This is a genomic window from Paraburkholderia sp. MPAMCS5 (assembly GCF_036016995.1).
Taxonomy (GTDB): domain Bacteria; phylum Pseudomonadota; class Gammaproteobacteria; order Burkholderiales; family Burkholderiaceae; genus Paraburkholderia.
In genome coordinates this window covers 68,700-93,605 of sequence record NZ_JAYXBK010000001.1, presented here as the reverse complement: position 1 = coordinate 93,605, position 24,906 = coordinate 68,700, and the positions used below count along the sequence as shown (strand labels likewise).

The 24,906-nt window shown below is 65.0% G+C and carries 21 protein-coding genes; 10 read left to right on the top strand and 11 right to left on the bottom strand.

Annotation, left to right across the window (positions count from 1 at the left end):
• The first annotated feature begins 73 nt into the window (after positions 1-73).
• The gene (locus VOM14_RS00420) at positions 74-613 is read left to right on the top strand and encodes an Mpo1 family 2-hydroxy fatty acid dioxygenase (RefSeq protein WP_327626692.1); all 540 of its coding nucleotides are present in this window, start codon (positions 74-76) and stop codon (positions 611-613) included.
• A gap of 39 nt (positions 614-652) precedes the next feature.
• Here the strand turns inward: VOM14_RS00420 and rarD are convergent, their stop codons facing one another.
• A complete protein-coding gene (gene rarD, locus VOM14_RS00415) occupies positions 653-1,543 on the bottom strand; it encodes an EamA family transporter RarD (RefSeq protein ID WP_327626691.1) in 891 nt (296 codons plus the stop codon).
• A gap of 477 nt (positions 1,544-2,020) precedes the next feature.
• Between rarD and egtD the strand changes: the two genes are divergently transcribed.
• Positions 2,021-3,001 (top strand): L-histidine N(alpha)-methyltransferase, encoded by a 981-nt coding sequence (egtD, locus tag VOM14_RS00410; RefSeq protein WP_327626690.1) that lies wholly within the window; start codon positions 2,021-2,023, stop codon positions 2,999-3,001.
• Positions 3,002-3,035: 34 nt separating this feature from the next.
• Here the strand turns inward: egtD and VOM14_RS00405 are convergent, their stop codons facing one another.
• Positions 3,036-3,329 (bottom strand): acylphosphatase, encoded by a 294-nt coding sequence (locus tag VOM14_RS00405; protein ID WP_327626689.1) that lies wholly within the window; start codon positions 3,327-3,329, stop codon positions 3,036-3,038.
• A 131-nt stretch (positions 3,330-3,460) separates the two neighbouring features.
• Between VOM14_RS00405 and hpnA the strand changes: the two genes are divergently transcribed.
• Together hpnA and VOM14_RS00395 are read left to right on the top strand one after the other, a co-directional pair.
• The gene (hpnA, locus tag VOM14_RS00400) at positions 3,461-4,471 is read left to right on the top strand and encodes a hopanoid-associated sugar epimerase (protein ID WP_327626688.1); all 1,011 of its coding nucleotides are present in this window, start codon (positions 3,461-3,463) and stop codon (positions 4,469-4,471) included.
• Positions 4,472-4,564: 93 nt separating this feature from the next.
• The gene (locus VOM14_RS00395; protein WP_327626687.1) at positions 4,565-5,116 is read left to right on the top strand and encodes a hypothetical protein; all 552 of its coding nucleotides are present in this window, start codon (positions 4,565-4,567) and stop codon (positions 5,114-5,116) included.
• Between the two features lie 76 nt (positions 5,117-5,192).
• Here VOM14_RS00395 and VOM14_RS00390 read toward each other — a convergent pair whose 3' ends face one another.
• The gene (locus VOM14_RS00390) at positions 5,193-6,374 is read right to left on the bottom strand and encodes a glycosyltransferase (RefSeq protein ID WP_442955495.1); all 1,182 of its coding nucleotides are present in this window, start codon (positions 6,372-6,374) and stop codon (positions 5,193-5,195) included.
• A 335-nt stretch (positions 6,375-6,709) separates the two neighbouring features.
• On the opposite strand from VOM14_RS00390, the gene ispH reads away from it, so the two are divergent.
• Together ispH and hpnH are read left to right on the top strand one after the other, a co-directional pair.
• On the top strand, positions 6,710-7,654 hold the full coding sequence (gene ispH / locus VOM14_RS00385) for a 4-hydroxy-3-methylbut-2-enyl diphosphate reductase (RefSeq protein ID WP_327626686.1): 945 nt from the start codon (positions 6,710-6,712) through the stop codon (positions 7,652-7,654).
• 10 nt (positions 7,655-7,664) lie between these two features.
• A complete protein-coding gene (gene hpnH, locus VOM14_RS00380; RefSeq protein WP_027801090.1) occupies positions 7,665-8,819 on the top strand; it encodes an adenosyl-hopene transferase HpnH in 1,155 nt (384 codons plus the stop codon).
• Positions 8,820-8,946: 127 nt separating this feature from the next.
• Here hpnH and VOM14_RS00375 read toward each other — a convergent pair whose 3' ends face one another.
• Complete coding sequence (locus tag VOM14_RS00375; RefSeq protein ID WP_327626685.1) at positions 8,947-9,552, bottom strand: MlaC/ttg2D family ABC transporter substrate-binding protein; 606 nt, start codon at positions 9,550-9,552, stop codon at positions 8,947-8,949.
• A gap of 289 nt (positions 9,553-9,841) precedes the next feature.
• On the opposite strand from VOM14_RS00375, the gene VOM14_RS00370 reads away from it, so the two are divergent.
• On the top strand, positions 9,842-12,457 hold the full coding sequence (locus VOM14_RS00370; RefSeq protein WP_327626684.1) for an MMPL family transporter: 2,616 nt from the start codon (positions 9,842-9,844) through the stop codon (positions 12,455-12,457).
• 2 nt (positions 12,458-12,459) lie between these two features.
• On the top strand, positions 12,460-13,497 hold the full coding sequence (locus VOM14_RS00365; RefSeq protein ID WP_327626683.1) for an MlaA family lipoprotein: 1,038 nt from the start codon (positions 12,460-12,462) through the stop codon (positions 13,495-13,497).
• A gap of 74 nt (positions 13,498-13,571) precedes the next feature.
• On the opposite strand, the gene VOM14_RS00360 is transcribed toward VOM14_RS00365, so the two are convergent.
• The 7 genes from VOM14_RS00360 to VOM14_RS00330 form a co-directional block, all read right to left on the bottom strand.
• Positions 13,572-14,294, bottom strand: coding sequence for a phosphorylase (locus VOM14_RS00360; protein WP_327626682.1), 723 nt, complete (start codon positions 14,292-14,294; stop codon positions 13,572-13,574).
• Between the two features lie 3 nt (positions 14,295-14,297).
• Entirely contained in the window at positions 14,298-16,331 is a 2,034-nt protein-coding gene (gene shc / locus VOM14_RS00355) for a squalene--hopene cyclase (RefSeq protein ID WP_327626681.1), read from the bottom strand.
• On the bottom strand, positions 16,328-17,596 hold the full coding sequence (gene hpnE / locus VOM14_RS00350; protein WP_327626680.1) for a hydroxysqualene dehydroxylase HpnE: 1,269 nt from the start codon (positions 17,594-17,596) through the stop codon (positions 16,328-16,330). Before hpnE ends, shc begins: the two co-directional genes overlap by 4 nt.
• 4 nt (positions 17,597-17,600) lie before the next feature.
• Positions 17,601-18,449: a presqualene diphosphate synthase HpnD gene (hpnD, locus tag VOM14_RS00345; protein WP_327626679.1), complete on the bottom strand. Its 849-nt coding sequence runs from the start codon at positions 18,447-18,449 to the stop codon at positions 17,601-17,603.
• Between the two features lie 185 nt (positions 18,450-18,634).
• Positions 18,635-19,573 carry a sensor domain-containing diguanylate cyclase gene (locus VOM14_RS00340; protein WP_327626678.1) on the bottom strand — a complete coding sequence of 313 codons (939 nt, stop codon included), beginning with the start codon at positions 19,571-19,573 and terminating at the stop codon, positions 18,635-18,637.
• On the bottom strand, positions 19,570-20,193 hold the full coding sequence (locus tag VOM14_RS00335) for a chemotaxis protein CheC (protein WP_327626677.1): 624 nt from the start codon (positions 20,191-20,193) through the stop codon (positions 19,570-19,572). Before VOM14_RS00335 ends, VOM14_RS00340 begins: the two co-directional genes overlap by 4 nt.
• Positions 20,186-20,554, bottom strand: a complete 369-nt coding sequence (locus tag VOM14_RS00330) for a response regulator (protein WP_327626676.1) — start codon at positions 20,552-20,554, stop codon at positions 20,186-20,188. The genes VOM14_RS00335 and VOM14_RS00330 overlap by 8 nt, the downstream gene beginning before the upstream one ends.
• A gap of 666 nt (positions 20,555-21,220) precedes the next feature.
• Here VOM14_RS00330 and VOM14_RS00325 point away from each other — a divergent pair.
• Together VOM14_RS00325 and VOM14_RS00320 are read left to right on the top strand one after the other, a co-directional pair.
• Complete coding sequence (locus tag VOM14_RS00325; protein ID WP_327626675.1) at positions 21,221-23,500, top strand: hybrid sensor histidine kinase/response regulator; 2,280 nt, start codon at positions 21,221-21,223, stop codon at positions 23,498-23,500.
• Positions 23,501-23,777: 277 nt separating this feature from the next.
• A complete protein-coding gene (locus tag VOM14_RS00320) occupies positions 23,778-24,851 on the top strand; it encodes a hypothetical protein (protein ID WP_327626674.1) in 1,074 nt (357 codons plus the stop codon).
• Positions 24,852-24,906: the final 55 nt, after the last annotated feature.

The following is a 24,906-nucleotide window of genomic DNA, read 5'->3' as shown; positions in this document are numbered from 1 at the left end:
GATTGTCGGCTACCCGATGGTTTGAGATTTCAATCGCCGCGATTATGCTGGCTTTGATCGAGGAACGGCATCCATGAGAACGCTGACACAGCAGCTTACGCAATACGCGGCTTACCATCGCGACCGGCGCAATATCGCCACGCATTTCATCGGCATTCCGATGATCGTGCTCGCTCTCGCGGTCTTGCTGAGCCGTCCATACTTTGCACTGAGCGCGCCGCCGTTGACGTTATCGCCGGCCTGGCTGCTGTTTGTCGCCGCCACGCTCTATTACCTCGTGCTCGACGTGCCGCTCGCCTTAATGATGGCGCTGGTGTCCGCGCTATGCATCGCGTTCGGCCAATGGATCGCCGCGCAATCCACGTTGATCTGGCTTGCAACGGGCGTCGGGCTCTTCGTGATCGGGTGGGTGTTTCAGTTCATCGGGCACGTCGCCTACGAGCATCGCAAGCCAGCTTTCGTCGACGACGTGATCGGCCTTTTGATCGGCCCGCTTTTCGTTCTCACGGAAGCATTGTTTGCTGTCGGCTGGCGGCCGGCGCTGCGCGAAGTGATCGAATGCGAAGTCGGGCCGGCGCGCATCAACGCAGACCGCGCGGCGGCGCAGCGCTAGAACGCGCGCGGTCCGATTGTCAGCGATGCCGCTTCAGCGTTACCCGAAGCGCACGAACCGCATGCCATGCAGCGCCGTGAGCGCGACAGCGATCCAGATGGGAATGTAAGTGGCCAACTGCGCGCTGCTCAGCGTTTCGCCGAGCAAGGTGATCGAGACCAGCACGAGCAACACGGGCTCGACATAGCCGAGGATGCCGAACAACGCGACCGGCAACAGGCGGCTCGCCGTCAGATACGAACCGAGCGCGAGCGTGCTGAGCGCGCCCAGTCCCGGCAGCAGCAGAAACCACATGTCGAGCCGACCGGCGATCATCGCGAGCGAGCCGCCGCTCGCGATGAATGCAATAGCAGCGGGCGTCAGCAGAATCATTTCGACGGTGAACATCGCGAGCGAATCGTATGGGATCTTGCGGCGCAACACGAAATACGGCGGATAGCCAAGAGCGACGAGCAACGTCGGCCACGAGAAAGCGCCCGTGATCCACAGTTCGTGGCCCACGCCTAGCGCCGCGCAGAACACGGCGGCCCATTGCAAGCCATCGAGTCGCTCGTGGTAGTAGAAGCGGCCGACCAGCACCATCACGAGCGGCAGCAGGAAATAACCGAGCGACACTTCCAGCATGCGGCCATGCAGCGGCGCCCACAGAAACACCCACAATTGCGCGCCGAGCAATGCAGCGGCCACGACCATCGCGACGCCGAGCGTGGGTTGCGTCACCATGCGGTAAAGAAGCTGCCGCAGAATCGGCATGCGCTTGCGCGCGGCGACGAGCAACAGCGCGCCCGGCACGGTCCACACAATGCGCCACGCAAAAATGTCGAGCCCGCTGAGCGGCGCGAGCAGTGTCGCGTAAGCGGACAGCAGCGCGAACATCGCGCACGCGCTGACGGATAAGGCGATCCCGCGCTTCGGCGCATACTGGTTCATTGCGCGACCCGTCGCACGATGTGCGCAACACGGCAGCGCAGCGCGGTTGTTGTTGTCATTGGAAGTGAAAGTCCACGAGCCGCAGCGCATCGGGCGCTGCATTTTCTGGTGTTCGTCGAGCGACGCAAGGCAGCATTCTAGACGGCTTTGCCGGCGCGGCATCGGCGCGCGCGTCGTGTGCTTTCAGTCGATTTCAGAGGCGCGGGTGAAATTAGTCCGTGCGCATCGGGCGTCGATGAACTAGAACATAACTTCACGCGCGCGCGACACACGCTCGCGCGTTCCTCGGCAACGCAGCCAGCTGGGCCAAGCGCGAATCTTGCTTCGAAGACTGGCTGCATCGTTTGCAACATCAACACGTCGGGCCGGCCATTGCCGGGCCCGCGTCCTTTCGCAGCACGCACCGATCCGCCTCGATCACGCGTGCTGGCGTCCGGCCTGCAATCCCGCTCATCGAATGTGACTACTGGAGCCAGCATGACCCAGCCAGCCCTCTCGCACGACGCCTCACCCGACTTTCACTCCGCTTTCGCCGCCGACGTCCGCGCCGGCCTCACGCACACGCCGCAAAAAGAATTGCCCTCGAAGTATCTGTACGACGAAGTGGGCTCCGCGCTGTTCGAAGTGATTACCGTATTGCAGGAATACGGCGTGACGCGCGCCGAGGAGCGCCTGCTCGCGAGACACGCGACGGACATCGTCGAGCATCTTCCACACGATGTGACCGTCGCCGAACTCGGCAGCGGCAGCGGCCGCAAAACGCGCCGCATTCTCGAAGCGCTGTGTAAAAAGCGCCCCACTTCTTACTGCCCGATTGAAATTTCGCGCACCGCGTTGCAGTTGTGCCGGCGCGAACTGGGCGACATCGAACGCATTTCGATTGTGGGTTACGAGCGCGATTATCTGGCCGGTCTCGCGGAAGTCAGCAAGAAGCGCACAGCCGGCGAGCGCCTGCTCGTGCTTTTTCTCGGCAGCACGATCGGAAACTTTGGCCGGCTCGCGGCGACGCGTTTTCTGCGCGACATCCGCAACATGCTCGCGCCCGGCGACGCGCTTCTGCTCGGCACCGATCTCGTCAAGCCGACGCCGATGCTGATCGCCGCTTACGACGACGCGGTCGGCGTCACCGCCTCGTTCAATCTGAATCTGCTCGCGCGCATCAATCGCGAACTCGACGGCGATTTTCCACTTGAAGCGTTCGAGCACGTCGCGCGTTTCAATCCGGACGCGCGCAGTGTCGAGATGCATTTGCGTGCGAGGCGCGACGTCACCGCGCATATCGGCGCGGCCGGGTTGACCGTGTCGCTCAAAGCGGGCGAGACGATCTGGACCGAGAGCAGCCACAAATATCGCGCCGAGGAAATGCCCGCGATCGCCGACGATGCCGGCTTCGCGTGCAGCCATCAGTGGATAGAAAACGAGTGGGGATTTGCCGAGAGCCTGCTGGTCGCGCGCTAGCCGCTCACGGCTTCACGGGCGTTTCGGCGCGTGCTCAATGCTGCTCGAAACGCTCGTAGCGCTTTTCGGTGACGCGCTCTTCGCCGCTCACGTCGGTCACGCGCGCCGCCGGCGGCCCATGCCGCAGCCATGACAACATGCGGTCCACCTGATTGGCCGCGCCCTGCAAGACGGCTTCAACGGAGCCGTCGTCGAGATTCGCCACCCATCCTTTGATGCCGAGCGCGTGCGCCTGACGCACGGTCGCGTGGCGAAAACCGACGCCCTGCACACTACCGCGCACGCGCACGTAATACGTTTCGATTCGTTCGTCCAGGTTCGGGGCCATGCTTTTCTCTCCTCATACACTTTCAACGCGGCATTCTAGTCGCGTCGCGGCGAGCTTGCCCGGCATTGCGCAGCAATCGCTCGGCTCGCCACGTACAATCCCCCGACTGTCACGCAGGAAACGGAAACAGAATGAGCGAACAGAATCGCGATCTCGTGCTCGTGACCGGCGCGTCCGGCTTCGTCGGCTCGTCGGTGGCGCGCATCGCGCAGCAGAAGGGGTTCAAGGTGCGTGTGCTGGTGCGCGCAACCAGTCCGCGTAAAAACGTGGAGGCGCTGAACGCGGAAATCGTGGTCGGCGATATGCGCGACGAAGCGTCGATGCGCGACGCGCTGCGCGGCGTGCGCTATCTGCTGCACGTCGCCGCCGATTACCGGCTGTGGGCGCCGGACCCGAGCGAAATCGAGCGCTCGAATCTGCAAGGCACCGAGGCGACCATGCGCGCGGCGCTGCGCGAAGGCGTCGAGCGCATCGTGTACACGAGCAGCGTGGCCACGCTCAAGGTGACGAACTCCGGCCAGTCCGCCGACGAAACCTCGCCGCTGAAAGCCGACCAGGCGATCGGCGTCTACAAGCGCAGCAAGGTGCTCGCCGAGCGCGCGGTGGAGCGCATGATCGCCGAAGACGGGCTGCCGGCCGTGATCGTCAATCCGTCCACGCCAATCGGCCCGCGCGATGTCAAACCGACGCCCACGGGGCGCATCATCGTCGAGGCGGCGCTGGGCAAGATTCCCGCGTTCGTCGATACGGGCCTGAATCTCGTGCATGTGGACGACGTCGCCGCCGGCCATTTTCTCGCGCTCGAACGCGGCAAGATCGGCGAGCGCTATATTCTCGGCGGTGAAAATCTGCCGCTTCAGCAGATGCTCGCGGACATCGCCGCGCTGACCGGGCGCAAGGCGCCCACGCTCAGCCTGCCGCGCTGGCCGCTTTATCCGCTTGCCATGGGCGCCGAAGCCGTCGCCAGATTCACGAAGCGCGAACCGTTCGTGACCGTGGACGGCCTGAAAATGTCGAAGAACAAGATGTACTTCAGCTCGGCGAAGGCGGAGCGCGAACTCGGTTATCGCGCGCGTCCGTACCGCGAGGGCTTGAGCGATGCGCTCGACTGGTTTCGGCAAGCCGGCTATCTGAAGCCGTAGCGCGAGCATTTTGTTACAACGTCGCTGTGATTGCGAAAGGTAAAAGCCTACGCGCAGCAGTTAAAATCGTGGGTCTTACCAGAGAAACCTCGCATGAATCTTCACGAACAGCTCGGCGCGCTGGAAGTGGGCGTCGATCAGCTCATTCAGGCTGTCGTGGCCCCGCAGGCCCAGAACATCCCCGAGACACGCAACGAAAACGCCACGCAAGCGGCGCCGGATGATCGCGCCGTGCCTGACGTCGAGGCGTCGGCCGAAGCCGAAGCCGAGGCCGAGGCCGCGGTGAATGAAGGCGCGGCGGAATCCGCGGCAACGCCGGATTTGCCCACGCTCGAAATCAGCCGTCCGGCGCAAAACGAAATCACCATGACGATCGGCGGTCAGACCGTCTCGCTGCGTCCGGAACAGATCGGCCAACTGATCGAGGAACTGTCGAACGCGCGCGCTTCCATGACGCCGGAACCGCCGCCGGGCATTCCGCCGGGCTGGCGCTTCGTGTCGACCAAGAATCCGGTCATGGCGGTGCAGAAGCAGTCGAACGGCGACCGTTTGCTGGTCATGCGCCACACCGGTCACGGCTGGGTGCCGTTCACTTTTTCGCCCGACATGGTGATCCAGCTTTACATGATGCTCACCAAGGGCTGATAAAAAAAAGCGGCGCACATGCGCCGCTTTTTTCTTTGGCGAGCGGCGGCCGTCGCGCCACCGCCGCGCCTCGAACTCAACGTTCCTGCACCGGCGCCTGAACCCGCGCCTTCCACTGACCGCCCTTGCCGCGCCAGTAGCGCACCGCCGACGCGAACGTCGCGCCGACGTAAAACAGCGCGACCAGCGGAAGAAACGGCGCCCACAACGGCGAGCGGCGGTAGTAGCTCAGCATCGGCGCGTACGCGCAGCACATGGCCGCCCACGCGAGCCACGCGGGCGAGCCTGTCGGGCCGAGCACCAGCGCGGCCACCGGCGGTATCAGATAAATGATCGTCATGCCGGCAAGCGTGCCCGCGAGCAGCAGCGGCGAGTAACGCAATTGCGTGAACGCGGTTCGCGCAATCATGTTCCAGATCTCGCGCCAGCTATCGTAAGGACGCAACGACACGCTGCGCGCCGCCACGTCGAGCCGGATCGGATGACGCCCGGTGCCGCGATGCTTGATGCGCGCCGCGAGGCTGCAATCGTCGATCAATTCCGCGCGGATCGATTCGATGCCGCCCGCTTCTTCCAGCGCGCCGCGCCGCACGAGCATGCAGCCGCCCGCCGCAGCCGCCGTGCGATTGCGCGGATTGTTCACCCACGCGAACGGGTACAACTTCGCGAAGAAGAAAACGAAGGCCGGAATCAGCGCCTTTTCCCAGAACGAATCGCAGCGCAGCCGCACCATCAGCGAGACGAGATCGCGCTGTTCCGCCTCGGCGCGGGCGACGAGTTGCGTGACAGCCTCTGCGGGATGCCCAATGTCAGCGTCGGTCAGCAACAGAAACTCGGCGGGCAAGCCGAGCGTGCGCACCGCCTCGATGCCTTGCGATTGCGCCCACACCTTGCCGGACCAGCCCGGCGGCAGCGGCTTCGCGCTCAGCACGGTCAAACGATCCGGGCATTGCAGCTGCAACGCGGCCGCGCGGGCGGCGGCGGCGGTGCCGTCGGTGCTGTGATCGTCGACGACAATCACGTGAAATTCGCCGCGATAGTCCTGTTGAAGCAGCGTCGTGACAGCCTGCGCGATGACGTCGACTTCATTGCGCGCGGGCACCACGGCGGCAACCGCGGGCCACGCGTCGCGCGGCGCGAGCGCGAGCGGCGCGGCCGGCCGGGCGCGCCAGAAGCCGCCGCGCGCGAACAGCAGCACGATCCAGATCAGCAGGGACACACAGGAAAGAAAAAACAGAACCACCGCCACCAGGCCCATTAAGCGTTACCCTCGATTTCCAGCGAACTGTGCGATCAGTATGGACGCGGAGCGCGAACCACCGCGGAACGACGTAGTTTAAGGGTTCCGTCCGGGCGATGCAGCGTGCAATTTTTTCCACCTGCGGCGTGTGTGATGGGGCGTGTGCCGCCCCAGCTCGCACCGCAGCGGGGCTCGAAAAAGCAAAGCGGGCCTGATAGCGTTAGAATGCGCGTTTGGTTTTGCCGTACCGGCGCGTCGCCGGGGCTCAAGCCTCAACAAATCAGATGGTCGCGGCGATAAAGTCAGAATTTCCGGCTTTCTCGTCACCCGCGTCAGTCGGAGTCCGCCAACTTATGCGAGTCATCCTTGCCCAGCCCCGCGGCTTCTGTGCGGGCGTGGTTCGTGCCATCGAGATTGTCGATCGGGCGTTGCAGCAGCACGGCGCGCCCGTCTACGTTCGCCACGAAATTGTTCACAATCGGCACGTGGTCGACAATCTGCGCCAGAAAGGCGCGCGTTTCGTCGAAGAACTCGACGAAGTGCCGCAAGGCGCCGTGGCCATTTTCAGCGCACATGGCGTGGCGCAGACGGTTGAACGCGACGCCGAAGCGCGCGGGCTCGACGTGCTGGACGCAACCTGTCCGCTCGTCACGAAAGTGCACGTACAAGGCCGGCAATATGTGAGCGCCGGGCGCACGCTGGTGCTGATCGGCCACGCCGGGCATCCGGAAGTGGAAGGCACGATCGGTCAGATTCCGGGCAAGGTGCTGCTGGTGCAAAGCGAAGCCGAAGTCGCGCATCTGGACTTGCCGGCCGACACGCCACTCGCCTATGTCACGCAGACCACGCTTTCGGTGGACGACACGCGTGGCATTATCGACGCGTTGCTGCGCCGCTTCACCGACATCGTCGGGCCCGACACGCGCGACATCTGCTATGCGACGCAAAACCGCCAGGCCGCGGTGCGCGAGCTGAGCAAACAGGTGGACGTGCTGCTGGTGGTCGGCGCAACCAACAGTTCCAATTCGAACCGGCTGCGCGAGATCGGCAGCGAAAGCGGCGTGGCGAGCTACCTCGTCGCCGACGGTTCGGAAATCAAGCCCGAGTGGTTTGCGAATGCGCAGACCATCGGCATCACGGCCGGTGCTTCGGCGCCGGAAGAAATGGTCAAACACGTAATTGATGCGCTGCGCGCATTGGGGCCTGTCGATGTCACGACAATGGCGGGCCGTGAAGAGAAAGTCGAATTCAAGTTGCCATCGAAGCTGATGCAACCACTCGCCGCGCGCGAAGTTTAAGGAGGACGTCTTGTCTATTCCGCTGCTACAGAAAGTCCGGGTCGGCGCATACATCATGCGTCAGCACCTGTCCGGCAACAAACGCTACCCGCTCGCGCTGATGCTGGAACCGCTGTTCCGCTGCAATCTCGCCTGCAATGGCTGCGGCAAGATCGATTATCCGGACCCCATCCTGAATCAACGTCTGTCGCTCGAAGAATGCCTTGGCGCAGTCGACGAATGCGGCGCGCCGGTTGTCTCCATCGCAGGCGGCGAGCCGCTCCTGCACAAGGAAATGCCGCAGATCGTGAAGGGCATCATCGCGCGCAAGAAGTTCGTGTACCTGTGCACGAACGCGTTGCTGATGGAAAAGAAGATGGACGACTACGAGCCGAATCCGTACTTCGTCTGGTCAGTTCACCTGGATGGCGATCAGCAGATGCACGACCATTCGGTGTCGCAAGACGGCGTGTACGACAAGGCGGTCGCGGCCATCAAGGAAGCGAAACGCCGTGGTTTCCGCGTGAACATCAACTGCACGCTCTTCAACGACGCCGTGCCGGAGCGCGTTGCCGCGTTCTTCGACACGGTCGGACCGATGGGCGTGGACGGTATCACCGTCTCGCCGGGTTATGCCTACGAGCGCGCGCCGGATCAGCAGCACTTCCTGAACCGCGACAAGACCAAGCATCTGTTCCGCGAAATCTTCAAGCGCGGCAACAACGGCAAGAACTGGTCGTTCAGCCAGTCGGCCATGTTCCTCGACTTCCTCGCCGGCAATCAGACGTACGAGTGCACGCCGTGGGGCAACCCGGCGCGTACGGTGTTCGGCTGGCAGAAGCCGTGCTATCTGGTCGGCGAAGGTTACGTGAAGACCTTCAAGGAACTGATGGAAACCACGGACTGGGACAAATACGGCACGGGCAACTACGAAAAGTGCGCCGACTGCATGGTGCATTGCGGCTTCGAAGCGACGGCCGTGATGGACACCGTGGCGCATCCGCTGAAGGCGCTGAAGGTCAGCATGCGCGGCCCGAAGACGTCAGGCGCTTTCACCAAGGACATTCCTTTGGACAAGCAGCGCCCGGCTGAGTACGTGTTCTCGCGTCACGTCGAGATCAAGCTGGAAGAGATCAAGGTGGCGGGCAAGGGCAGCAAGGTGCAAACGGCGACGGCCGCGCACTAAGCGTTCGCCGGGCGTCGAAGCGAAGCGGCCTTGCGCCGCTCCCGCATCACGCACCGCAAGATAAAAAAGCGCGGTGGCTTTGAAGGCCACCGCGCTTTTTCTTTGCGGCTTCGCATTGCCCCGCCAATCACCCCGCGCCGCGTGCGTTATGCGCGGTCAAGAACTTGATCAGGCCGTCGACGCCGCCCTTGGAGAGCTGATCGGCAAACTGGGTCTGATAGACCTGGATCAGCCACGCGCCCATCATGTTGATGTCGTAGATCTTCCAGCCGGACGGACCTTTGGTCAGCCGGTAGTCGATGGCGTCGTCGCCGCCATTGCTCATGACGTGCGACTGCACCACAACGTCTTTCGCGCCGCCCTGCGCGTTGGCCGGCAGAAACTTGAACTTCACGTCCTGGTCGCGCAACTGCGAAAGCGACGACGCATAAGTGCGCACCAGAAGCAGCGTGAACTGGTCATACAGCTGCTTTTGCTGCTCGGGCGTGGCCGTGCTCCATGCCTTGCCCACCGCGATGCGCGTGGTGCGCTGGAAGTCCGTTGCGGGCACGAAGCGCGTCTCGACCAGTTGCGTGATCTTCGCCATGTCGCCGCCGCGCGCCTGCGGGTCGGCCTTCATTGCCGACACCGTGCCCTCGACGGCACTTTTTACCACCGCGTCCGGCGCGCTTTGCGCAAAGGCGGCCGTGGACACCACGGCTGCAGCCAGAAAAGCAGACAGATAACGTTTCATAGGCTCGACAAGACCTGAAAGGAGTGTGCGCCGACATTCCGTGAAAGCACGCGGCGAAAGCTGGATAGACCAGTATAGCGGGATTGTGTTCCCATCCGGCGCGCCGCTTCGGGAGCCGCTTTTGCTACCCGCATGACTGCACGAAACGGCAGCGCGAAATGGCGGGAAGAAATGGCGCCCCGGCAGCACGGCCGCGAATTACAGCCGAATCCGATCCGCTTTGCCCGGGCTCTGTATACTTGTGCACCTTTGTCAAAATGCCACCCGTGATAAGGCCAATTCCGCCTACATGCTGAAGTCATCTATTGTTCGCCTCGTCGCCTATTCGGTGCGCCATCCGTTACGGATCATCGCACTGTCGCTCGTGCTCGCCGTTCTGAGCGGCTTTTATGTTGCGCATCACTTCAAGATCAACACGGACATCAGCCGTCTCATCGAGACCGACAAGCAATGGTCCACGCTCGAGCACGGGATGGACCAGGCCTTCCCGGAGCGCGGCAAAACCGTGCTGGTGGTCGTGGAAGCGCGCGCGCCCGAATTCGCCGACGCCGCCGCGAGCGCGCTGACAACGGCGCTCAAGGCGGAGCCAAAGGAATTTGTCGCCGTCTCGCAGCCTGCGGGCGGTCCGTTCTTCGAACACAACGGCCTGCTGTTTCCGTCGACTGAAGAAGTCATGTCGACCACTTCGCAACTCGTGCAGTCGCGGCCGCTCGTCAACACGCTGGCGCACGATCCGAGCCTGACCGGACTCGCCGGCACGCTCACCACGAGCCTGTTGCTGCCGCTTCAGATCGGCCAGGTGAAGCTCGCGGACATGAGCCGTCTGTTGTCGCAAAGCGCGAACACGCTGGATCTCGTGCTGGCCGGCAAGCCGGCCGCTTTCTCGTGGCGCGCGCTGGTGGACAAAAGCGCGGCGACCAACCCGGCGCGCGCGTTCGTCATCGTGCAGCCGGTTGTGAACTATGACGCGCTCGAACCCGGCGCGACGGCGTCGAAGGCGATCCGCGACACGGCCGCCTCGCTGCATCTCGACACGCGCTATGGCGCGACAGTCCGTCTGACGGGCGAACAGCCGCTCGCCGACGAAGAGTTCGCGTCGGTCAAAGACGGCGCCGTGCTCAACGGCATCGGCACCTTCGTCGTCGTGCTGATCATTCTCTGGCTCGCGCTGCGCTCGGGCCGCATGATCGCCGCGGTGTTCATCACGCTGTTCGTCGGACTCGCGATCACTGCCGCGCTCGGCTTGCTGATGGTCGGCGCGCTGAACATGATTTCGGTGGCGTTCATGGTGTTGTTCGTCGGGCTGGGCGTCGATTTCGGCGTGCAGTTCGGCGTGAAGTACCGCGAGGAGCGCAATCGCGACGACCGTCTTTCCGCCGCCCTCGCCCACACCGCGCACAGTATCGGCGTGCCGCTGACGCTCGCGGCGGTCGCCGTCGCGTTGAGCTTCTTCTCGTTCCTGCCCACGGCCTATCGCGGCGTGTCCGAGCTGGGTGAGATTGCCGGCGTCGGCATGTTCGTCGCGTATCTGACCAACATGACGCTGCTGCCCGCGCTGCTGAAGCTCTTCAACCCGCCGGGCGAGCCCGCGTCGCCCGGTTTCAAGCAACTCGCGCCGGTAGACGATTTCCTCGACCGCCACCGCAAGCCGGTGCTGATCGGCACGCTGATCATCGTGATCGGCGCAACGCCGTTGCTCACGCGTCTGCACTTCGACTTCAATCCGCTGCATCTGAAGGACCCGCATACGGAGTCGATGGCCACGCTGCTCTCGTTGAAGGATTCGCCCGAGGCCGCGGTGAACAACGTGCATGCGCTCGCGCCGTCGCTCGCCGACGCCGATCGCATGGCCGACCGTCTGCGCGGGTTGCCCGAAGTGGGCCGCGTGACGACGCTCGACACTTTCGTGCCGACGCAGCAGCAACAGAAAATGATGCTGATCGCGAGCGCCGCGCAGCAGCTCTTGCCCGCGCTGCAGCAACAACCCGCGCCGCAGGCCACGGACGCCGTGCGCGTGGCCGCGCTCAGGCGCGCGTCGAACCAGCTCTCGCTCGCCGCCGACGATCATCCGGGACCGGGCGCCGCCGAAGCCAAACATCTGTCGGCGACACTGCAAAAGCTCGCCGCCGCCGACGCCGCGACGCGCGATCGTGCCGAAATAGCCATATCCGACACGCTGCGCATCGCGCTCAAGCAGTTGGAAAATCTTCTACAGCCCACTGAGATAACGCGCGACAATCTGCCGAAGGAAATCGCCGCAGGCTGGGTCTCGAAAGACGGCCGCGCGCTCGTGGACATCGCGCCGAAAGTGAAACCGGGCGCCGACCCGAACGACGACGCCGTGCTCGCCCGCTTCGCGCATGCAGTGAAGAAGGCCGAGCCGGGCGCGATCGGCGGACCGATCTCGATCCTCCACTCGGCGGACACGATCATCGAGGCGTTCTTGCAGGCCGCGTGCTGGGCGCTGCTGTCCATCGCGATTCTGTTGTGGATCGCGCTGCGGCGTCTTGCCGACATGCTGCGCACGCTGGTGCCGCTGCTGGTGTCGGCGCTCGTCACGCTCGAATTGTGCGTGGTGTTCGGCATGCCGCTGAACTTCGCCAATATCATCGCGTTACCGCTCATGCTCGGCGTGGGCGTCGCCTTCAAGATTTACTTCGTGATGGCATGGCGCAACGGCCAGACCGGCCTCCTGCAGTCGAGCCTGACGCACGCCGTGCTGTTCAGCGCGGCGACCACGGCGACGGCGTTCGGCAGTCTCTGGCTGTCGCATCATCCGGGGACGTCGAGCATGGGACGTTTGCTGGCGCTGTCGCTGTTTTGCACGCTGATCGGTGCAGTGGTTTTCCAACCCGTGTTGATGGGCAAGCCGCGCGCGCGTCGCGCGAAGCACAAAGGAATATAAGCATGAAACTGCGAACCACTGTGCTGGCGCTCGCCGCGACCGGACTCATCGGCGGCTGTGCAACCGGGCCTGACCGCAAGCCCGGCGACCCGTTCGAGCCGGTGAACCGGGCGGTGTTCAGCTTCAACGACGGCGTCGACCGCTATATCGCGGTGCCGGTTGCCAAGGGCTATCAGAAGGTCACGCCGCAGCCGCTGCGCACGGCCGTCAGCAACTTCTTCTCGAACCTGGGCGACCTCACCAACGCGGCCAACGCGCTGCTGCAATTGAAGATCACCGACGCCACGGAGGACATCGTCCGTTTCGCGTTCAACTCCACCTTTGGTCTCGGCGGCCTGCTCGACTGGGCGACACCGGCCGGTCTGCCGAAACATCACGAGGATTTCGGGCTGACGCTCGGCCATTGGGGCATTCCGTCGGGACCGTATCTCGTCTTGCCGCTGTTCGGTCCGAGCACCGTGCGTGACAGCATGGGGCTGGTGGTGGATGTGAAGTTCAATCCGCTGAACTACATCGAGCCGGCCGAGCGCAATCCGCTGTATGTGCTGCAGTTCGTGAGCGTGCGCTCGGACCTGCTCGGCGCGACCGACCTGCTGCAACAGGCCGCGTTGGACAAATACTCGTTCGTGCGCGACGCCTATACGCAGCAGCGGCGGGCGCGTCTGCGCGGCACGAGCGACAATGCCGCGCCGCTGCCGCAATACGACGATCAGGGCGACTCGGGCGCTGCCACCGCGCCGGCCAAAGGCCCCGCAGCGGGCGCGCCGGCGGCGCTGCCGAACTACACCGATCCCGGCGATGCCGCGCAAGCGCCGGAGCCGGCGTCCGGGGCGGCGACGGGCGCGCCGGCGGGGGCGTCGGCCGTGCCCAATTACAGCGATCCTGGCGAAGCACCGGCAAGCGGCGCGGCGGGCGCGGCGCCGAATCCGGCAGCGGCTGCACCGGCTGCGGCTTCAGCTTCAACGCCGGGAACGGCAGCGCCCGCGGTGCCTGCGCCGGCTGATAAACAACAACCGGCTTCAGCACCGGCTGCGCAATAACCCGTGCGAAGACACGCGCCAAAGCGTGCATTGAGAGGTTGAACTGAACGGCAAAGCGCGCCGCCCGGTAATCGTCAAGCAGCGCCCAACCTGAGCGCGCCCGCCGCGCCCAACGCATGCCGCGCCTGTACGAGCGAGACACGCGCGGCGCGCGCGTCGATGGCCACCTGAATCAGCGCGCCAATCTGCGACGGTTGCCGCATCAGCTCGCGCAAGATCGGCGCGAGCGCGGTGCTGCCGTCATCGCGCAGACCAGCGGTTGCGGCGAAGGGCAGCGTCCGCCACGCCGGATCGACAATCGCGCGGCACACGGCGAACGGCAACCCGCGCGCGGTGGCCATCGCGCCTGCAAGATGCGACTCCATATCCACAGCGAGCGCGCCCGTCGAGCGATGCAGCGCGCGTTTGTCGGCGGCGGACATGAGCGGCGCCGTGACCGCGGCCATCGGACCTCGTTGCAGGCGTGCGCCCAGCGGCCCGACGGTCAGCGCGGCGGCGAGACGGTCCGACCAGGCGGAATCGGTCGGAACATGGCCGAACGGACCTTCGACTGCATCCGCGACAATCAGCGCGCCCGGCTTCAACTCGGGCGCAAGACCGCCCGCCGTGCCGAAGCTGACGATCCCCGAGCAACCCCGCGCCACCGCCGCGCTCAGCGCGCGCTCAAGCAGATCGGCGCGCGCCGCGTAGACCACCTCGACGCCCTTGCCGCGCGCAATCCGCGCCTCGAAAGCCATGCCCGTCACGACGATGACCGGCAAGCCGGCCTCGGCGGAAGGCGCTGTTGAACCAGGCATTCGTTACATCCCGACGGCGACGCGCGTGAGCCCGTTGCGCTTCAGATGGCGGAAGCGCGCGAGCGCCCACAGCGGGAAGAATTTGCGATAGCCGTGGTAGCGCAGATAGAACACGCGCGGGAAACCGGTGGCGGTGAAGCGCGTTTCGTCCCACAAGCCATGCTCGCGCTGTTCGCGCTGCAAATACGCGATGCCGCGCGCCACCGCCTCATGATCGACCTCGCCCGCCGCCATCAGGCCCATCAGCGCCCATGCCGTTTGCGAAGCCGTGCTCCGCGCGCGTTCGTAGCCGCGATAGTCGAGCTTGTAGCTCTCGCCGGCTTCGCCCCAGCCGCCATCGTCGTTCTGGATCGACAGAAGCCATTGCGCGGCGCGCTGGATGCGCGGGTCGTCGTGCGGCATGCCGGCCGCGTTCAGCGAACAAAGCGCGGTCCACGTGCCGTAGATGTAGTTCAGTCCCCAGCGGCCGTACCAGCTGCCGTCGGGTTCCTGTTCCTTCAGCATGTAGTCGAGCGCGCGTTGCGCCGGCTCGCTGTTCCGCGGAAACTCGCCGAGTTGCGCGAGCATCGACAGGCAACGGCCCGACACGTCCGCAGTCGGCGGATCGAGCAGCGCGCCGTGATCCGAGAACGGAATGTTGTTCAGGTAGTACTGCGTGTTTTCGGGCTCGAAGGCGCCCCAGCCGCCGTCGCTGCTTTGCATGCCGACCACCCATTCGCGCGCCCGCGCAATCGCGTCGCGATCCACGCCCGACTGCGTGAGCGCTCCCGAGCGCTGCATGGCCATCGCGACCACGGCTGTGTCGTCGACGTCCGGGTAATACGCGTTGTTGTACTGGAACGCCCAGCCGCCCGGACGCACGTTCGGCCGGCGCGAAATCCAGTCGCCGCGCACGTCGAGAATCTGCAACGGGCGCAGCCACGCAAGGCCGCGTTCGGCCGCCTGCTCGGCGCGCGCTTCGCCGGTTTCGAGCAAAGCATGCGCGGCGAGCGACGTATCCCACACCGGCGACAAACACGGCTGGCAATAAGCTTCGTCGTTCTTGATGACGAGCAGCTTTTCGATCGACTGGCGCGCAATGGCCCGGCTCGGATGATCGGCGGGATAACCGAGCACGTCGTACATCATGACCGAGTTGGCCATGGCCGGGAAAATCGCGCCGAGGCCGTCTTCGCCATTCAGCCGCTGATCGACGAAAGCCACCGCTTCGCGCACCGCGCGCTCGCGCGTGGCGCTCGGAAGGAGGCCGTCCACGGCGCGCAGAGCCGTGTCCACCACGCGGAAAAACCGGAACCAGCCCCCATGCTGATGCGGCGCGCGATCCGGCATGCCCGTGTTCACCGGCGCGCCGCGAAACAGTTCGTCGATGCGCACGCGGCGCGGATTGCGCGCGAGCGGCCGCTTCGCGTTGAGCACAAGCAGCGGCACGATCACGGTCCGGGCCCAGTACGACACCTTCGACAGATGAAACGGAAACCACATCGGCAACAGCATGATTTCGACGGGCATCATCGGCACCGCGCGCCACGACACCACGCCGAACAGCGCGAGCAGGATGCGCGTGAACACGTTCACGGTTTCCGCGCCGCCGTGCGCGAGAATCGCTTCGCGCGCGCGGACCATGTGCTCGGCGTCGATGGGCTCGCCGATCATCTTCAGCGCGAAGTACGCCTTCACGCTCGCGCTGATGTCGAGCGCGCCGTCGGTGAACAGCGGCCAGCCGCCGTCCGGCAACTGGATGCGGCGCAGATAACGCGCGATCTTCTGCTCCAGCTCGACGTTCGGCGTTTCGCCGAGGTAATGAACCAGCAGCACATATTCGGCGGGAATCGTCGCGTCGGCTTCGAGTTCGTAGACCCAGTGGCCGTCCGGCTTCTGCGCGTCGAGAATAGCCTCCGTGGCGCGCGTGATCGCGGCGTCCAGCGAAGCGGCGCCCGCGTCCGTTGCGTGGCTCGCCACGGCCGGCGCGCGAGGGGCTTCATCGGCGGATTCGGGCGTCGCGGCGTCCAGCGTGTGGGCTTGAGATAAATCGTTCATCGGCGTTCCATCGGTTGATTCAGCAGCGTATCCGCGGCCTGCCGGCCTGAGCGGATCGCGCCTTCAATGGTCGCGGGCAGGCCGGTGGCCGTCCAGTCGCCCGCGAGCATCAGGTTGTTCCAGCGCGTGCGCGTACCCGGACGCAGCGTTTCCTGGTCCGGCAACGCGGCAAACGTCGCGCGCCTTTCGACGACGACCTGCCACGCCGGCATCGGCGCGGCGGCCAGCCTGGCCGCTTCCGCGACTTCGCGCCACAAGCGCGCCGCGAGTTCTTCGTGCGGCGTCTCCAGCAGGGATTCGGCGGCGTAGACCGTGGCGGACAGACGCCCATCCGAGGCGAACAGCCACTGCGCCGTGCCGTTCAGAAGACCGGTGACGAGCGGCATGCCGAACGGCGGCTCCGTCGCGAAAAAGACGCTGGCTGTCGCGGCGAAGCGGGTCGGCGCGCGCAACCCCGGCACCAGCGTGCCGGCGACTTCCGGCGGCACGGCCAGAATGACGGCCTGGCTCGCATCGAGCGTCATGCTTTTTTCCGCGAAATCGAGCGCCTCCACGCGACTCGCGTTCGCGGCAAACACCAATTTTTCGAGGCGCGAGCCGAGTTCGATGCTCGCGCCGCCATGCTGCAGGAGCCGCAACGCGGGATCGACGAAAGCGCGGCTCAGACCGTTACGCGCGACGAGCGGCCGGCACGCCGCGCCGCCGGCAAATAGGGTGTCGCGCAGCATCGCGGCGGTGAGTTCCGCCGAGCCGTCACGCGGCTCGACATTGAGCATGGCGCGAAACAGCGGCGCGAGCAGCCGGTCCCACAGCGCGCCCTGGCCGCGCATGGTTTGCGCGACGCTGCGGCCGGGCTTGGCGAACAGCAGGGGCACGAGGCTCAGATAGTCGGTCGGGCCGGTGTTCGGCACGCGCGCCGTTTGGTCGAAGATCCACCACGGCAGCGGCCCCGATGACATCCGCACGACCCAGCGCGCATGAGTCGCGAGATCCACGAACGGGAATTCGGGCAGCGCGGGCCCCGTGAGTTCGTCCGAGGCGCCGATTGCCCGCGCGTAATTCAGCGTGGCGGCGTGGCCGGACATCATCAGGTGATTGCCGCTGTCGATCGTCGCGCCGAGCTTTGCGTCGTAATACGAACGGCACCGGCCGCCGGCCTGCCCGGTCGCCTCGTGCAGCACGACTCGCGCGCCGCGCCGCTGCAACTGCACTGCGGCGGCCAGGCCGGCGAGGCCCGCGCCGACCACATGTACGAGTCGCGACATCAGTTCAGAAGAGCGCGTAACGCGCGACGATCCACAGCATGCGCAGACGCGGCTTGCTGACCTTCGTGCGCGGAATGTCGAAGCCGCGGTCGAGCGTGCGCTCCAGCAACACGCGATACACGCCCGACATGATGCGCGGCGCGCGCACGTGGTTGCGCGGCTCGCGGTCCATGATCGCGTCCGACGCGGCGAAGTGTTCGTGCGCGCGCGCGGCAAGCGTCGCGCAGACGCGCGGCAGCGAAGGATCGTCGGCGATCTGCAGGGGGATGTTTACCGCGATGCCTTCGCGCGCCAGCAGTTCGCGCGGCAGATAGCAGCGGTTGATGCCGGCATCTTCATCGATATCGCGAAGAATGTTCGTGAGTTGAAGCGCGCGGCCGAGATGGTGCGCGAGCAAACGGCCCGGCTCCTCCTGCATCCCGAATATTCTCACCGACAGACGGCCCGCCGCGCTGGCGACGCGGTCGCAATAAAGATCGAGCGTGGCTTCGTCGGGCGCGCAGATGTCGGCGGCGGCGTCCATGGCCATGCCGTCGATCATCGCGTGAAAATCCTCGCGTTGCAGATGAAACGTGTGAATGTGCCGCGTCAGCGCCCGCAACGAAGCGCGCGGCGCGCCGGCGTAGCACGCGTCGATGTCGGCGCGCCAGCGTTCGAGCGCGGCGGCGCGCTCGGCGCGCGGCAAGTCGCTGTCGGCGATATCGTCGACAGCGCGGCAGAAAGCGTAGACCTGATACATCGCGTCGCGCTGCGCGGCCGGCAGGATGCGCATTGCGAGATAAAACGAGCTGCCGGACGTGGCGGCGGCGGCGTCGATTTCAGTATCGTCCACGACAAGATTGGAAACAGCCAAGACGATCTCCGCTGGAGGGCGCCCGCTGAAAGGCGTTCAGGAATTTTATGCCTCGCCGCAGGGCAAGCGGCCCGCGCGCGCGGACACGCGCGAAACACACGGCAGGGATGCCGGAAACGGCGAAAAGTATATCAACGTTTGTGAGACGACGCAGTTTCGCCCGCGGAATAGGGGACGCAAGCCGCCTAGCTGAGTGCAACCGAGCGGTTGCGTCCTTGCCGCTTCGCGCTGTAGAGCGCGGCGTCGGCCTCGTTGATGAGCACGTCGTAGGTCGGCAAGCCCGGACGCGCGGCCGCGCCGCCCACGCTCGCGGTGACCGGCACGCTCGTGCCTTGCACTTCGACCGGCGTATCGGCGATAGCGCAACGGATTTTCTCCGCGACGCGCATTGCGTCCTCAAGCGGCGTGCACGGCAGCAGCAACGCAAATTCCTCGCCGCCGAAACGCCCGAACGTGTCCTGCGCGCGCACGACCTCGGCGACCCGCTGCGCCATCACGCGCAACACGGTATCGCCGACGCCGTGGCCGAACTGGTCGTTGATCTTCTTGAAGTGATCGAGATCGAACAGCAGCACCGACATATCGCCGCCATAGCGCTGCCAGCGCGTGTATTCGTCGAGCAGACGCGCTTCGAAGTAGCGGCGGTTGGCAATGCCGGTGAGTCCGTCGCGGTCCGCGTATTCCTGCAGTTTTGCAACCGCTTCCTCGCGTTCGCGCTGCACGATGCTCACATGCGTCACATCGGAAATCGTCACGCAAACGGCCACCACTTCACGATCGCGCGTGAGCGGCATGAAGGTGCAATCCTGCTGCATGTAATCGACGCCGCCCGTGATCGGCCGGTCGTGATCGAACTTGAAGAGATACGGGCGCTGTTCCCACGAACTGAACGCGAAACTGCCGAGCTGAAACACGCTTTCGACCTTGCGCGACAGCCACACGCGCGGCAGTTCCGGAAAATGCGCGAACAGCGACTTGCCGACCACCTGTTCGGCGGACAAGCCGCTGTGATCCTGCATGAAGCGGTTCCACATCAGCACGTTCATATCGCGGTCGAGCACGAAGATGCCGAAGCCCACGCGCTCGACGACAAGATCGCTCAACGATTGCGTGGGTGCGTTCATAGACTGGACAGCAGCGCGTCGAGCGCGTCGTTCATGTGACGGATGGACTCTTCCGCCATCAGCATCACGAGATGCGCGCGGAAGCTCTGGTCTTCGAGCGTGAAATTGACTTCGACCAGCAAGGCGACTTCCCATTGCAGCACGCCGGGCTGGAACACTTCGTCGAGCGTCAACGCGCCGCCGAGCAGGCCAGGCGCGGAGAACACCGGCGTGCGGCCGAGCTGGTCGAGAATGCATGACACGCACGCGCCCGTGAGCACGTTGGCCACGTCGAACATCAATTCCTTCTGGCTCACCGCTTCGTAAGCCGAGCGCGAGTACGGATCGCTCACGAGCGCGCACAGATCGTCGACGCTGTCGCTGCGGCAAATGACCAGCGCCTCGCCTTTGATGTCCGAGCGGAACCCTTGGCGCACCGCGCTGACCGGCTCGTCGATACCGGTCATGTCTCTCAGCGCCCGCGCAGCCTCGCTGACGGCCACCACCTTCACGCGCGGCACCGACAGCTCGATAAACGAATCGAGCAGCCGGGCGAGGCGCGTCGCGGCTTGACCCATTGCCAGATTGGCGACCTCTTGCAGCGCGTCGCGCTGATCTTCGTTGATGACTGGCTCAGACATACAACCCGTACTCCTTGAGGATGGGCAGTACCGCTTCCGGCGTCACGGGCTTGGCGATGAACGCCGCGGCACCCAGCGCGCGCACGCGCGCCTGGGCCATCGGCTGAATATCGGCTGAGACGACGATGACAAAGGTGTTGAGGTCCTCGTGCTGCAACGCTTCGAGCACCTGATAGCCGTTCATGTCCGGCATGGTCAGGTCGAGAAACATCACCGAGGCCTGACCTTGACGATACAAGGCGAGCGCTTCCTGTCCGTTTGAAGCGTAAGACACGTCGACGTCCCAATCCGGCGGCAATGCCTTGGTGAGCACCTTGCGGGCAAGCAATGAATCGTCGGCGATCACAATGGGCAGAGACATGGCGGGTCGAAAGGGCGAAGTGAGCTCTTACGCGTTAACGGCGGCTGATTTGATCTCTTTAGGGTGAAGTCTGTCGGCGAACGCCGGAATGCACGTGAGACCGCTGGAATGCAGCTTGCGGCCAAGCGGGGAGAAGGCGCGACGCGGCGCATGTGGCGATGCCCTGGCACGCGCGCAAACGCGCGTGCGGGCGATGGACGACGGCTGTGACCGGCATGCTAAGCCTACCCCGTAGATGTGTCGGCGCGGCTGGTTTGGCCCCCTGCCGCGCTCGTGGTTCCGCGAACGCCGGCACTCACGCGCGATACGCGTGATCCAGGCCCTCGCGGCATGTGCGTTCGAACATGGCGGACGCACTTTTATCGTGGCGTCGATTCTCGAAGTAAAACATCCGAAAAGCAACACGCCATAATCCAGCTTGAGTAACAATATCTTCCTTCATGACATGCTTTTTGAAAACATCCGTGAAGCATAAGTCTGCTTTCGTTATCGTTTACACTTTTGTGTACGTTTGCGCTTTGCGATTCGTCACTGATTTAAAGTACGGACAACGCGTAGGCGCCCACTGGGCGGCGCTCACTACGGTAACTTCTACCTCTGTTCTCCATCTATGCTTCTCGTATGACGCCGTCCCCACCGTCTCGAAAGATCTGAGCATCGTTAAAAATGACACACGACCGGTTCGATCCGCATCGAGCGATGCCCTCCGCAGGGCGTCAGGACGAGGCGGTGTTTCCCGCCGTGCCGGAGCAGAATTTTCACGTTCGGCGAATGACGCTGATCGCGCTGCTGGTCATCGCGATCGTGCTGCCCTGTGTCTATGTCGCCGCAATGGCCTTCAGCGATCTGCGCAGCCGCGAAGCCGACGCGACCGACATGGCGCTGCGCACCGTGCGCGTCGCGGAAGAGCATGCATTGAAAGTGTTCGACATGAACGAGACGCTCGACACGCGCATCGTCGACTTGATCGAAGGACTCGACGACAACGGCGTTCGCGCGCGTGAGGCCGCGATTCACCAGAAATTGCGCACGATGGGCGGCGGTTATCCGCAGGTGGCCGCCGTGTCGGTTTTCGGGCGCGACGGCGAGTTGCTCGCGAGCAGCCGGATTTATCCGGCGCCGAAGGTGTCGATCGGCGATCGCGCCGATTTCGTCGGCATTCGCGACGGCAAGGATCTCGAACATGTGTCGAAAATGATGGCCGGGCACGTCGCGGGCGAACAGGTGTTCAACACCGGCGTGGCGCGGCGCGCGCCGGACGGCGCTTTCGCCGGCGTGGTGTCGGTCGCGTTGCGCCCGAGCTATTTCGACGCGTTTTACCGCGAGCTGCTCGGCGGCATCGACGGCACGCCGATGACCATGACCCTCGTTCGCGCCGACGGCGCGGTGCTGGCCCACTATCCGCGCCGGCCAGGCGAGCCGACCGCCGTCGCTGACGGCTCGCCGTTCGTCGAGGCCATGCAGCAGGGACGGCGGGCCGGCGTGGTGCGCATGCGCTCCGCGCTCGACGGCGACAACATGATCGCCGCGTTCCGGCACGTCGGCTCGTATCCGGTCTACGTGATGTGCGGCTTTCGCGCGTCGGGGATGTGGGCCGCGTGGTATCGCCACCTCGCCGTCCTGATGCTGTCGATCTTCACGCCGTCCGTCGCGCTGTGGTGCGTCATCTGGCTGTCGCTGCGCCGCCTCGGCGCGGAAGAAGAAGCGTGGGAGCGCTGGCAGGCGGAAGCGTCGATGCGTCGTTCGATCGAATCGGCGTACCGGCAATCGCGCAAGATGGAGGCGCTCGGCACGCTCGTCGGCAGCGTCGCGCACGACTTCAACAATCTGCTGATGATCCTCTCGGCCAACGTGCAGATCGCGCGACGGCGCGGCGTGCCGGGACTCGAGCGCGAACTTTCGTCGATGGAGCGGGCGCTCAAGAGCGGCCAGTCGCTCACGCGGCAGTTGCTCGGCGTTGCGCGCAAGCAGCCGCTGCGCAACGAAACCGTCGCGCCGGAGCGCTGGCTGCCGGCGTGTCGCGATCTGCTGCGGGCGTCGCTCGGCGCCAAGGTATCGCTCATGATGGACATTGGCGTGGGTATCTGGCCGATGCGCGTGGACGTCGCCGAACTCGAACTTTCGCTGATCAATCTGGCCGTCAATGCGCGCGACGCCATGCCCAACGGCGGGCGCTGCACGGTGCGCGCGACCAACATCACCTTCCGTCACGAAGACGGCTTCCCGCTGACGGGCGACTTCGTGCAGGTGTCGCTCGAAGACACCGGCGTCGGCATGGCGCCCGAAGTGCTCGCGCGAGCCTTCGAGCCGCTTTTCACGACCAAGGGCAAGGGCATGGGCACGGGTCTCGGTTTGCCGCAGGTGTTTGCATTCTGCGAGCGCTCCGGCGGGCTGGCCGCGATCGACAGCGCCGTCGGCGCGGGCACCTCAGTGCGGCTCTATCTGCCGCGCGCGACAGCCGAGCCGGACGTCGAGACGCCGGTCGAAACGGACACGGAAGACAACACAGCGCCGCACGGGCTGCGCATTCTGCTCGTCGAGGACAACGAGGAAGTGGCGGCCGGCACCGAGGCGCTTTTGCAGATGATGGGCCACCAGGTCACGTGCCTGTTCAATGCCGACATGGCGCTGCGTCTTTTCGACATCGCCCATGCGCGGCAGGCGCGCACCGGCGCGCCGCTGCCGTTCGATCTCGTGTTGTCGGACATTCATATGCCGGGGAGTCTTAACGGCATCGATCTGGCCGAAGCCATCATGGCCTTCGATACCGGCCTGCCGGTCATTCTCGTCACCGGCTATGCGGAAGAACTCGACCGCGCGCGGCACGTCAACGTGCGCGTGCTCGCCAAACCGTTCGATATCGCGCTACTGGAAAAGCTTCTGCAGGGCATTCAGCGCAACCTCGCGCAAACTGGCGTCGATCCGGCGGCGCATCACGTGGAATAGCCGGGCGCGTCCGCCCGGCTATTTCGCCACCGCTATTTCGCCACCGCTATTTCGCCACCGCTATTTCGCCACCGCTTTCCCGCCATTTACGCTGTTTTGTAAAAAGCGCGGTCCGCCAACCGCCGCGCCCGGCGTCACGGGCGCTTTGCGCAGGCCCGCAGCGGCGGGTGCGGCGCACGTCGGCACGAATCCCGGCATGAACGTTGCGGCTTCTTCGATGCAATGGGGGATGGCGCACAGCGCGCCGTCCGTGCGCCCCCAAACGTCGGAGACAGCCATGCGACATACCGTGATTGGTTTATTCAGCACCTATGCTCAGGCCGAAGCCGCTCGCGACACGCTAGTGCAGACCGGCTTCGCGCGCGAGACGATTGAATTGCAGGCCAACGCGGAGCCGTCCGTCGGCTCGGCATCCGAAGAAGTCGCCGGTTCGGGCGTGCTCGCGAACATCGAACGGTTCTTGTCGAGCCTGTTCGCCAGCGGATCACGCGCGCCCGAGACGGCGCGATACACGGAAGCGGTACGGCGCGGCGCCGTGCTGGTGATCGTCGATGCCGCCAGCGGATCGCATGCCGAACTGGCGCGCAACACGCTGACGCGGCTCGGGGCGACCGACATCGGCGAGCGTTCGCCGGATTGGGGCGCGCAATCGTCCACCGAATCCGCCCGTGAGCATTCGGTGCTCGACGAACTGGGCATCGGCGCGATCACGCCCGGCACGCCGCGCGCGCCTGAAACGGGAATCAGCAACGTGAGCAGCAGGGACGCGGCGACATCCATGGGAGCCGGGGCTGTGCCGCCGCCAGCTTCGGGCGCAGCCGTGCCGCGCGCGACGACGGCTGATCCGCTGTATCCGGCGCCGCCGCTCGGCTCCGATGCTGAGCCATTGGCGCCGCCGCCACTCGATGAGCGTCCGACGACCGACCGCCTGAGCGAACCGGTGGTTGATCCGCTAACCGGCGATGCCGGACGCAGCGCGATTGCCGCCGGCTCCGCGCCCGGGTCGGGCGCGGTGATGCAGCCATCCGAGGTCGTCTCGGAAGCCGGACAGCCGACGGCGGGTCTGGGCGGCCAGATTCCGAACGAATACGTCGAGTACGAGGAAGACTTCCGGACGCACTACGACGAGCAGTACGCCGCCGACGACGCGCGTTACGAGGACTACGTGCCGGCGTATCGCTACGGCGCGGAAATCGGCAAAGACCTGCGTTATCGCGACCGCGCGTGGGACGAGGTCGAACCCGAAGCGCGGCGTCATTGGGAAACCACCTCGCCGGACAGCACGTGGGAGCGCTTCAAGCTCGCCGTGCGCCACGGCTGGGAACGGGTGACGGGGCATCACCACGTATAAAAAGCAGAACGGGGGAAGCGGTAGCGGCGGCGCGTCGTGAAGCGATGGCCGCGCC

What these genes read in the sequence shown, in the direction of transcription:
- hpnA (WP_327626688.1), top strand. Translation starts at nt 3,461, where the DNA reads ATGAGCGAACAGAATCGCGATCTCGTGCTCGTGACCGGCGCGTCCGGC.
- egtD (WP_327626690.1), top strand. Translation starts at nt 2,021, where the DNA reads ATGACCCAGCCAGCCCTCTCGCACGACGCCTCACCCGACTTTCACTCC.
- ispH (WP_327626686.1), top strand. Translation starts at nt 6,710, where the DNA reads ATGCGAGTCATCCTTGCCCAGCCCCGCGGCTTCTGTGCGGGCGTGGTT.
- VOM14_RS00405 (WP_327626689.1), bottom strand. Translation starts at nt 3,329, where the DNA reads ATGGCCCCGAACCTGGACGAACGAATCGAAACGTATTACGTGCGCGTG.
- VOM14_RS00320 (WP_327626674.1), top strand. Translation starts at nt 23,778, where the DNA reads ATGCGACATACCGTGATTGGTTTATTCAGCACCTATGCTCAGGCCGAA.
- VOM14_RS00330 (WP_327626676.1), bottom strand. Translation starts at nt 20,554, where the DNA reads ATGTCTCTGCCCATTGTGATCGCCGACGATTCATTGCTTGCCCGCAAG.
- VOM14_RS00335 (WP_327626677.1), bottom strand. Translation starts at nt 20,193, where the DNA reads ATGTCTGAGCCAGTCATCAACGAAGATCAGCGCGACGCGCTGCAAGAG.
- VOM14_RS00375 (WP_327626685.1), bottom strand. Translation starts at nt 9,552, where the DNA reads ATGAAACGTTATCTGTCTGCTTTTCTGGCTGCAGCCGTGGTGTCCACG.
- VOM14_RS00370 (WP_327626684.1), top strand. Translation starts at nt 9,842, where the DNA reads ATGCTGAAGTCATCTATTGTTCGCCTCGTCGCCTATTCGGTGCGCCAT.
- hpnE (WP_327626680.1), bottom strand. Translation starts at nt 17,596, where the DNA reads ATGTCGCGACTCGTACATGTGGTCGGCGCGGGCCTCGCCGGCCTGGCC.
- VOM14_RS00420 (WP_327626692.1), top strand. Translation starts at nt 74, where the DNA reads ATGAGAACGCTGACACAGCAGCTTACGCAATACGCGGCTTACCATCGC.
- VOM14_RS00325 (WP_327626675.1), top strand. Translation starts at nt 21,221, where the DNA reads ATGACACACGACCGGTTCGATCCGCATCGAGCGATGCCCTCCGCAGGG.
- VOM14_RS00360 (WP_327626682.1), bottom strand. Translation starts at nt 14,294, where the DNA reads ATGCCTGGTTCAACAGCGCCTTCCGCCGAGGCCGGCTTGCCGGTCATC.
- VOM14_RS00340 (WP_327626678.1), bottom strand. Translation starts at nt 19,573, where the DNA reads ATGAACGCACCCACGCAATCGTTGAGCGATCTTGTCGTCGAGCGCGTG.
- VOM14_RS00395 (WP_327626687.1), top strand. Translation starts at nt 4,565, where the DNA reads ATGAATCTTCACGAACAGCTCGGCGCGCTGGAAGTGGGCGTCGATCAG.
- rarD (WP_327626691.1), bottom strand. Translation starts at nt 1,543, where the DNA reads ATGAACCAGTATGCGCCGAAGCGCGGGATCGCCTTATCCGTCAGCGCG.
- VOM14_RS00390 (WP_442955495.1), bottom strand. Translation starts at nt 6,374, where the DNA reads ATGGGCCTGGTGGCGGTGGTTCTGTTTTTTCTTTCCTGTGTGTCCCTG.
- shc (WP_327626681.1), bottom strand. Translation starts at nt 16,331, where the DNA reads ATGAACGATTTATCTCAAGCCCACACGCTGGACGCCGCGACGCCCGAA.
- VOM14_RS00365 (WP_327626683.1), top strand. Translation starts at nt 12,460, where the DNA reads ATGAAACTGCGAACCACTGTGCTGGCGCTCGCCGCGACCGGACTCATC.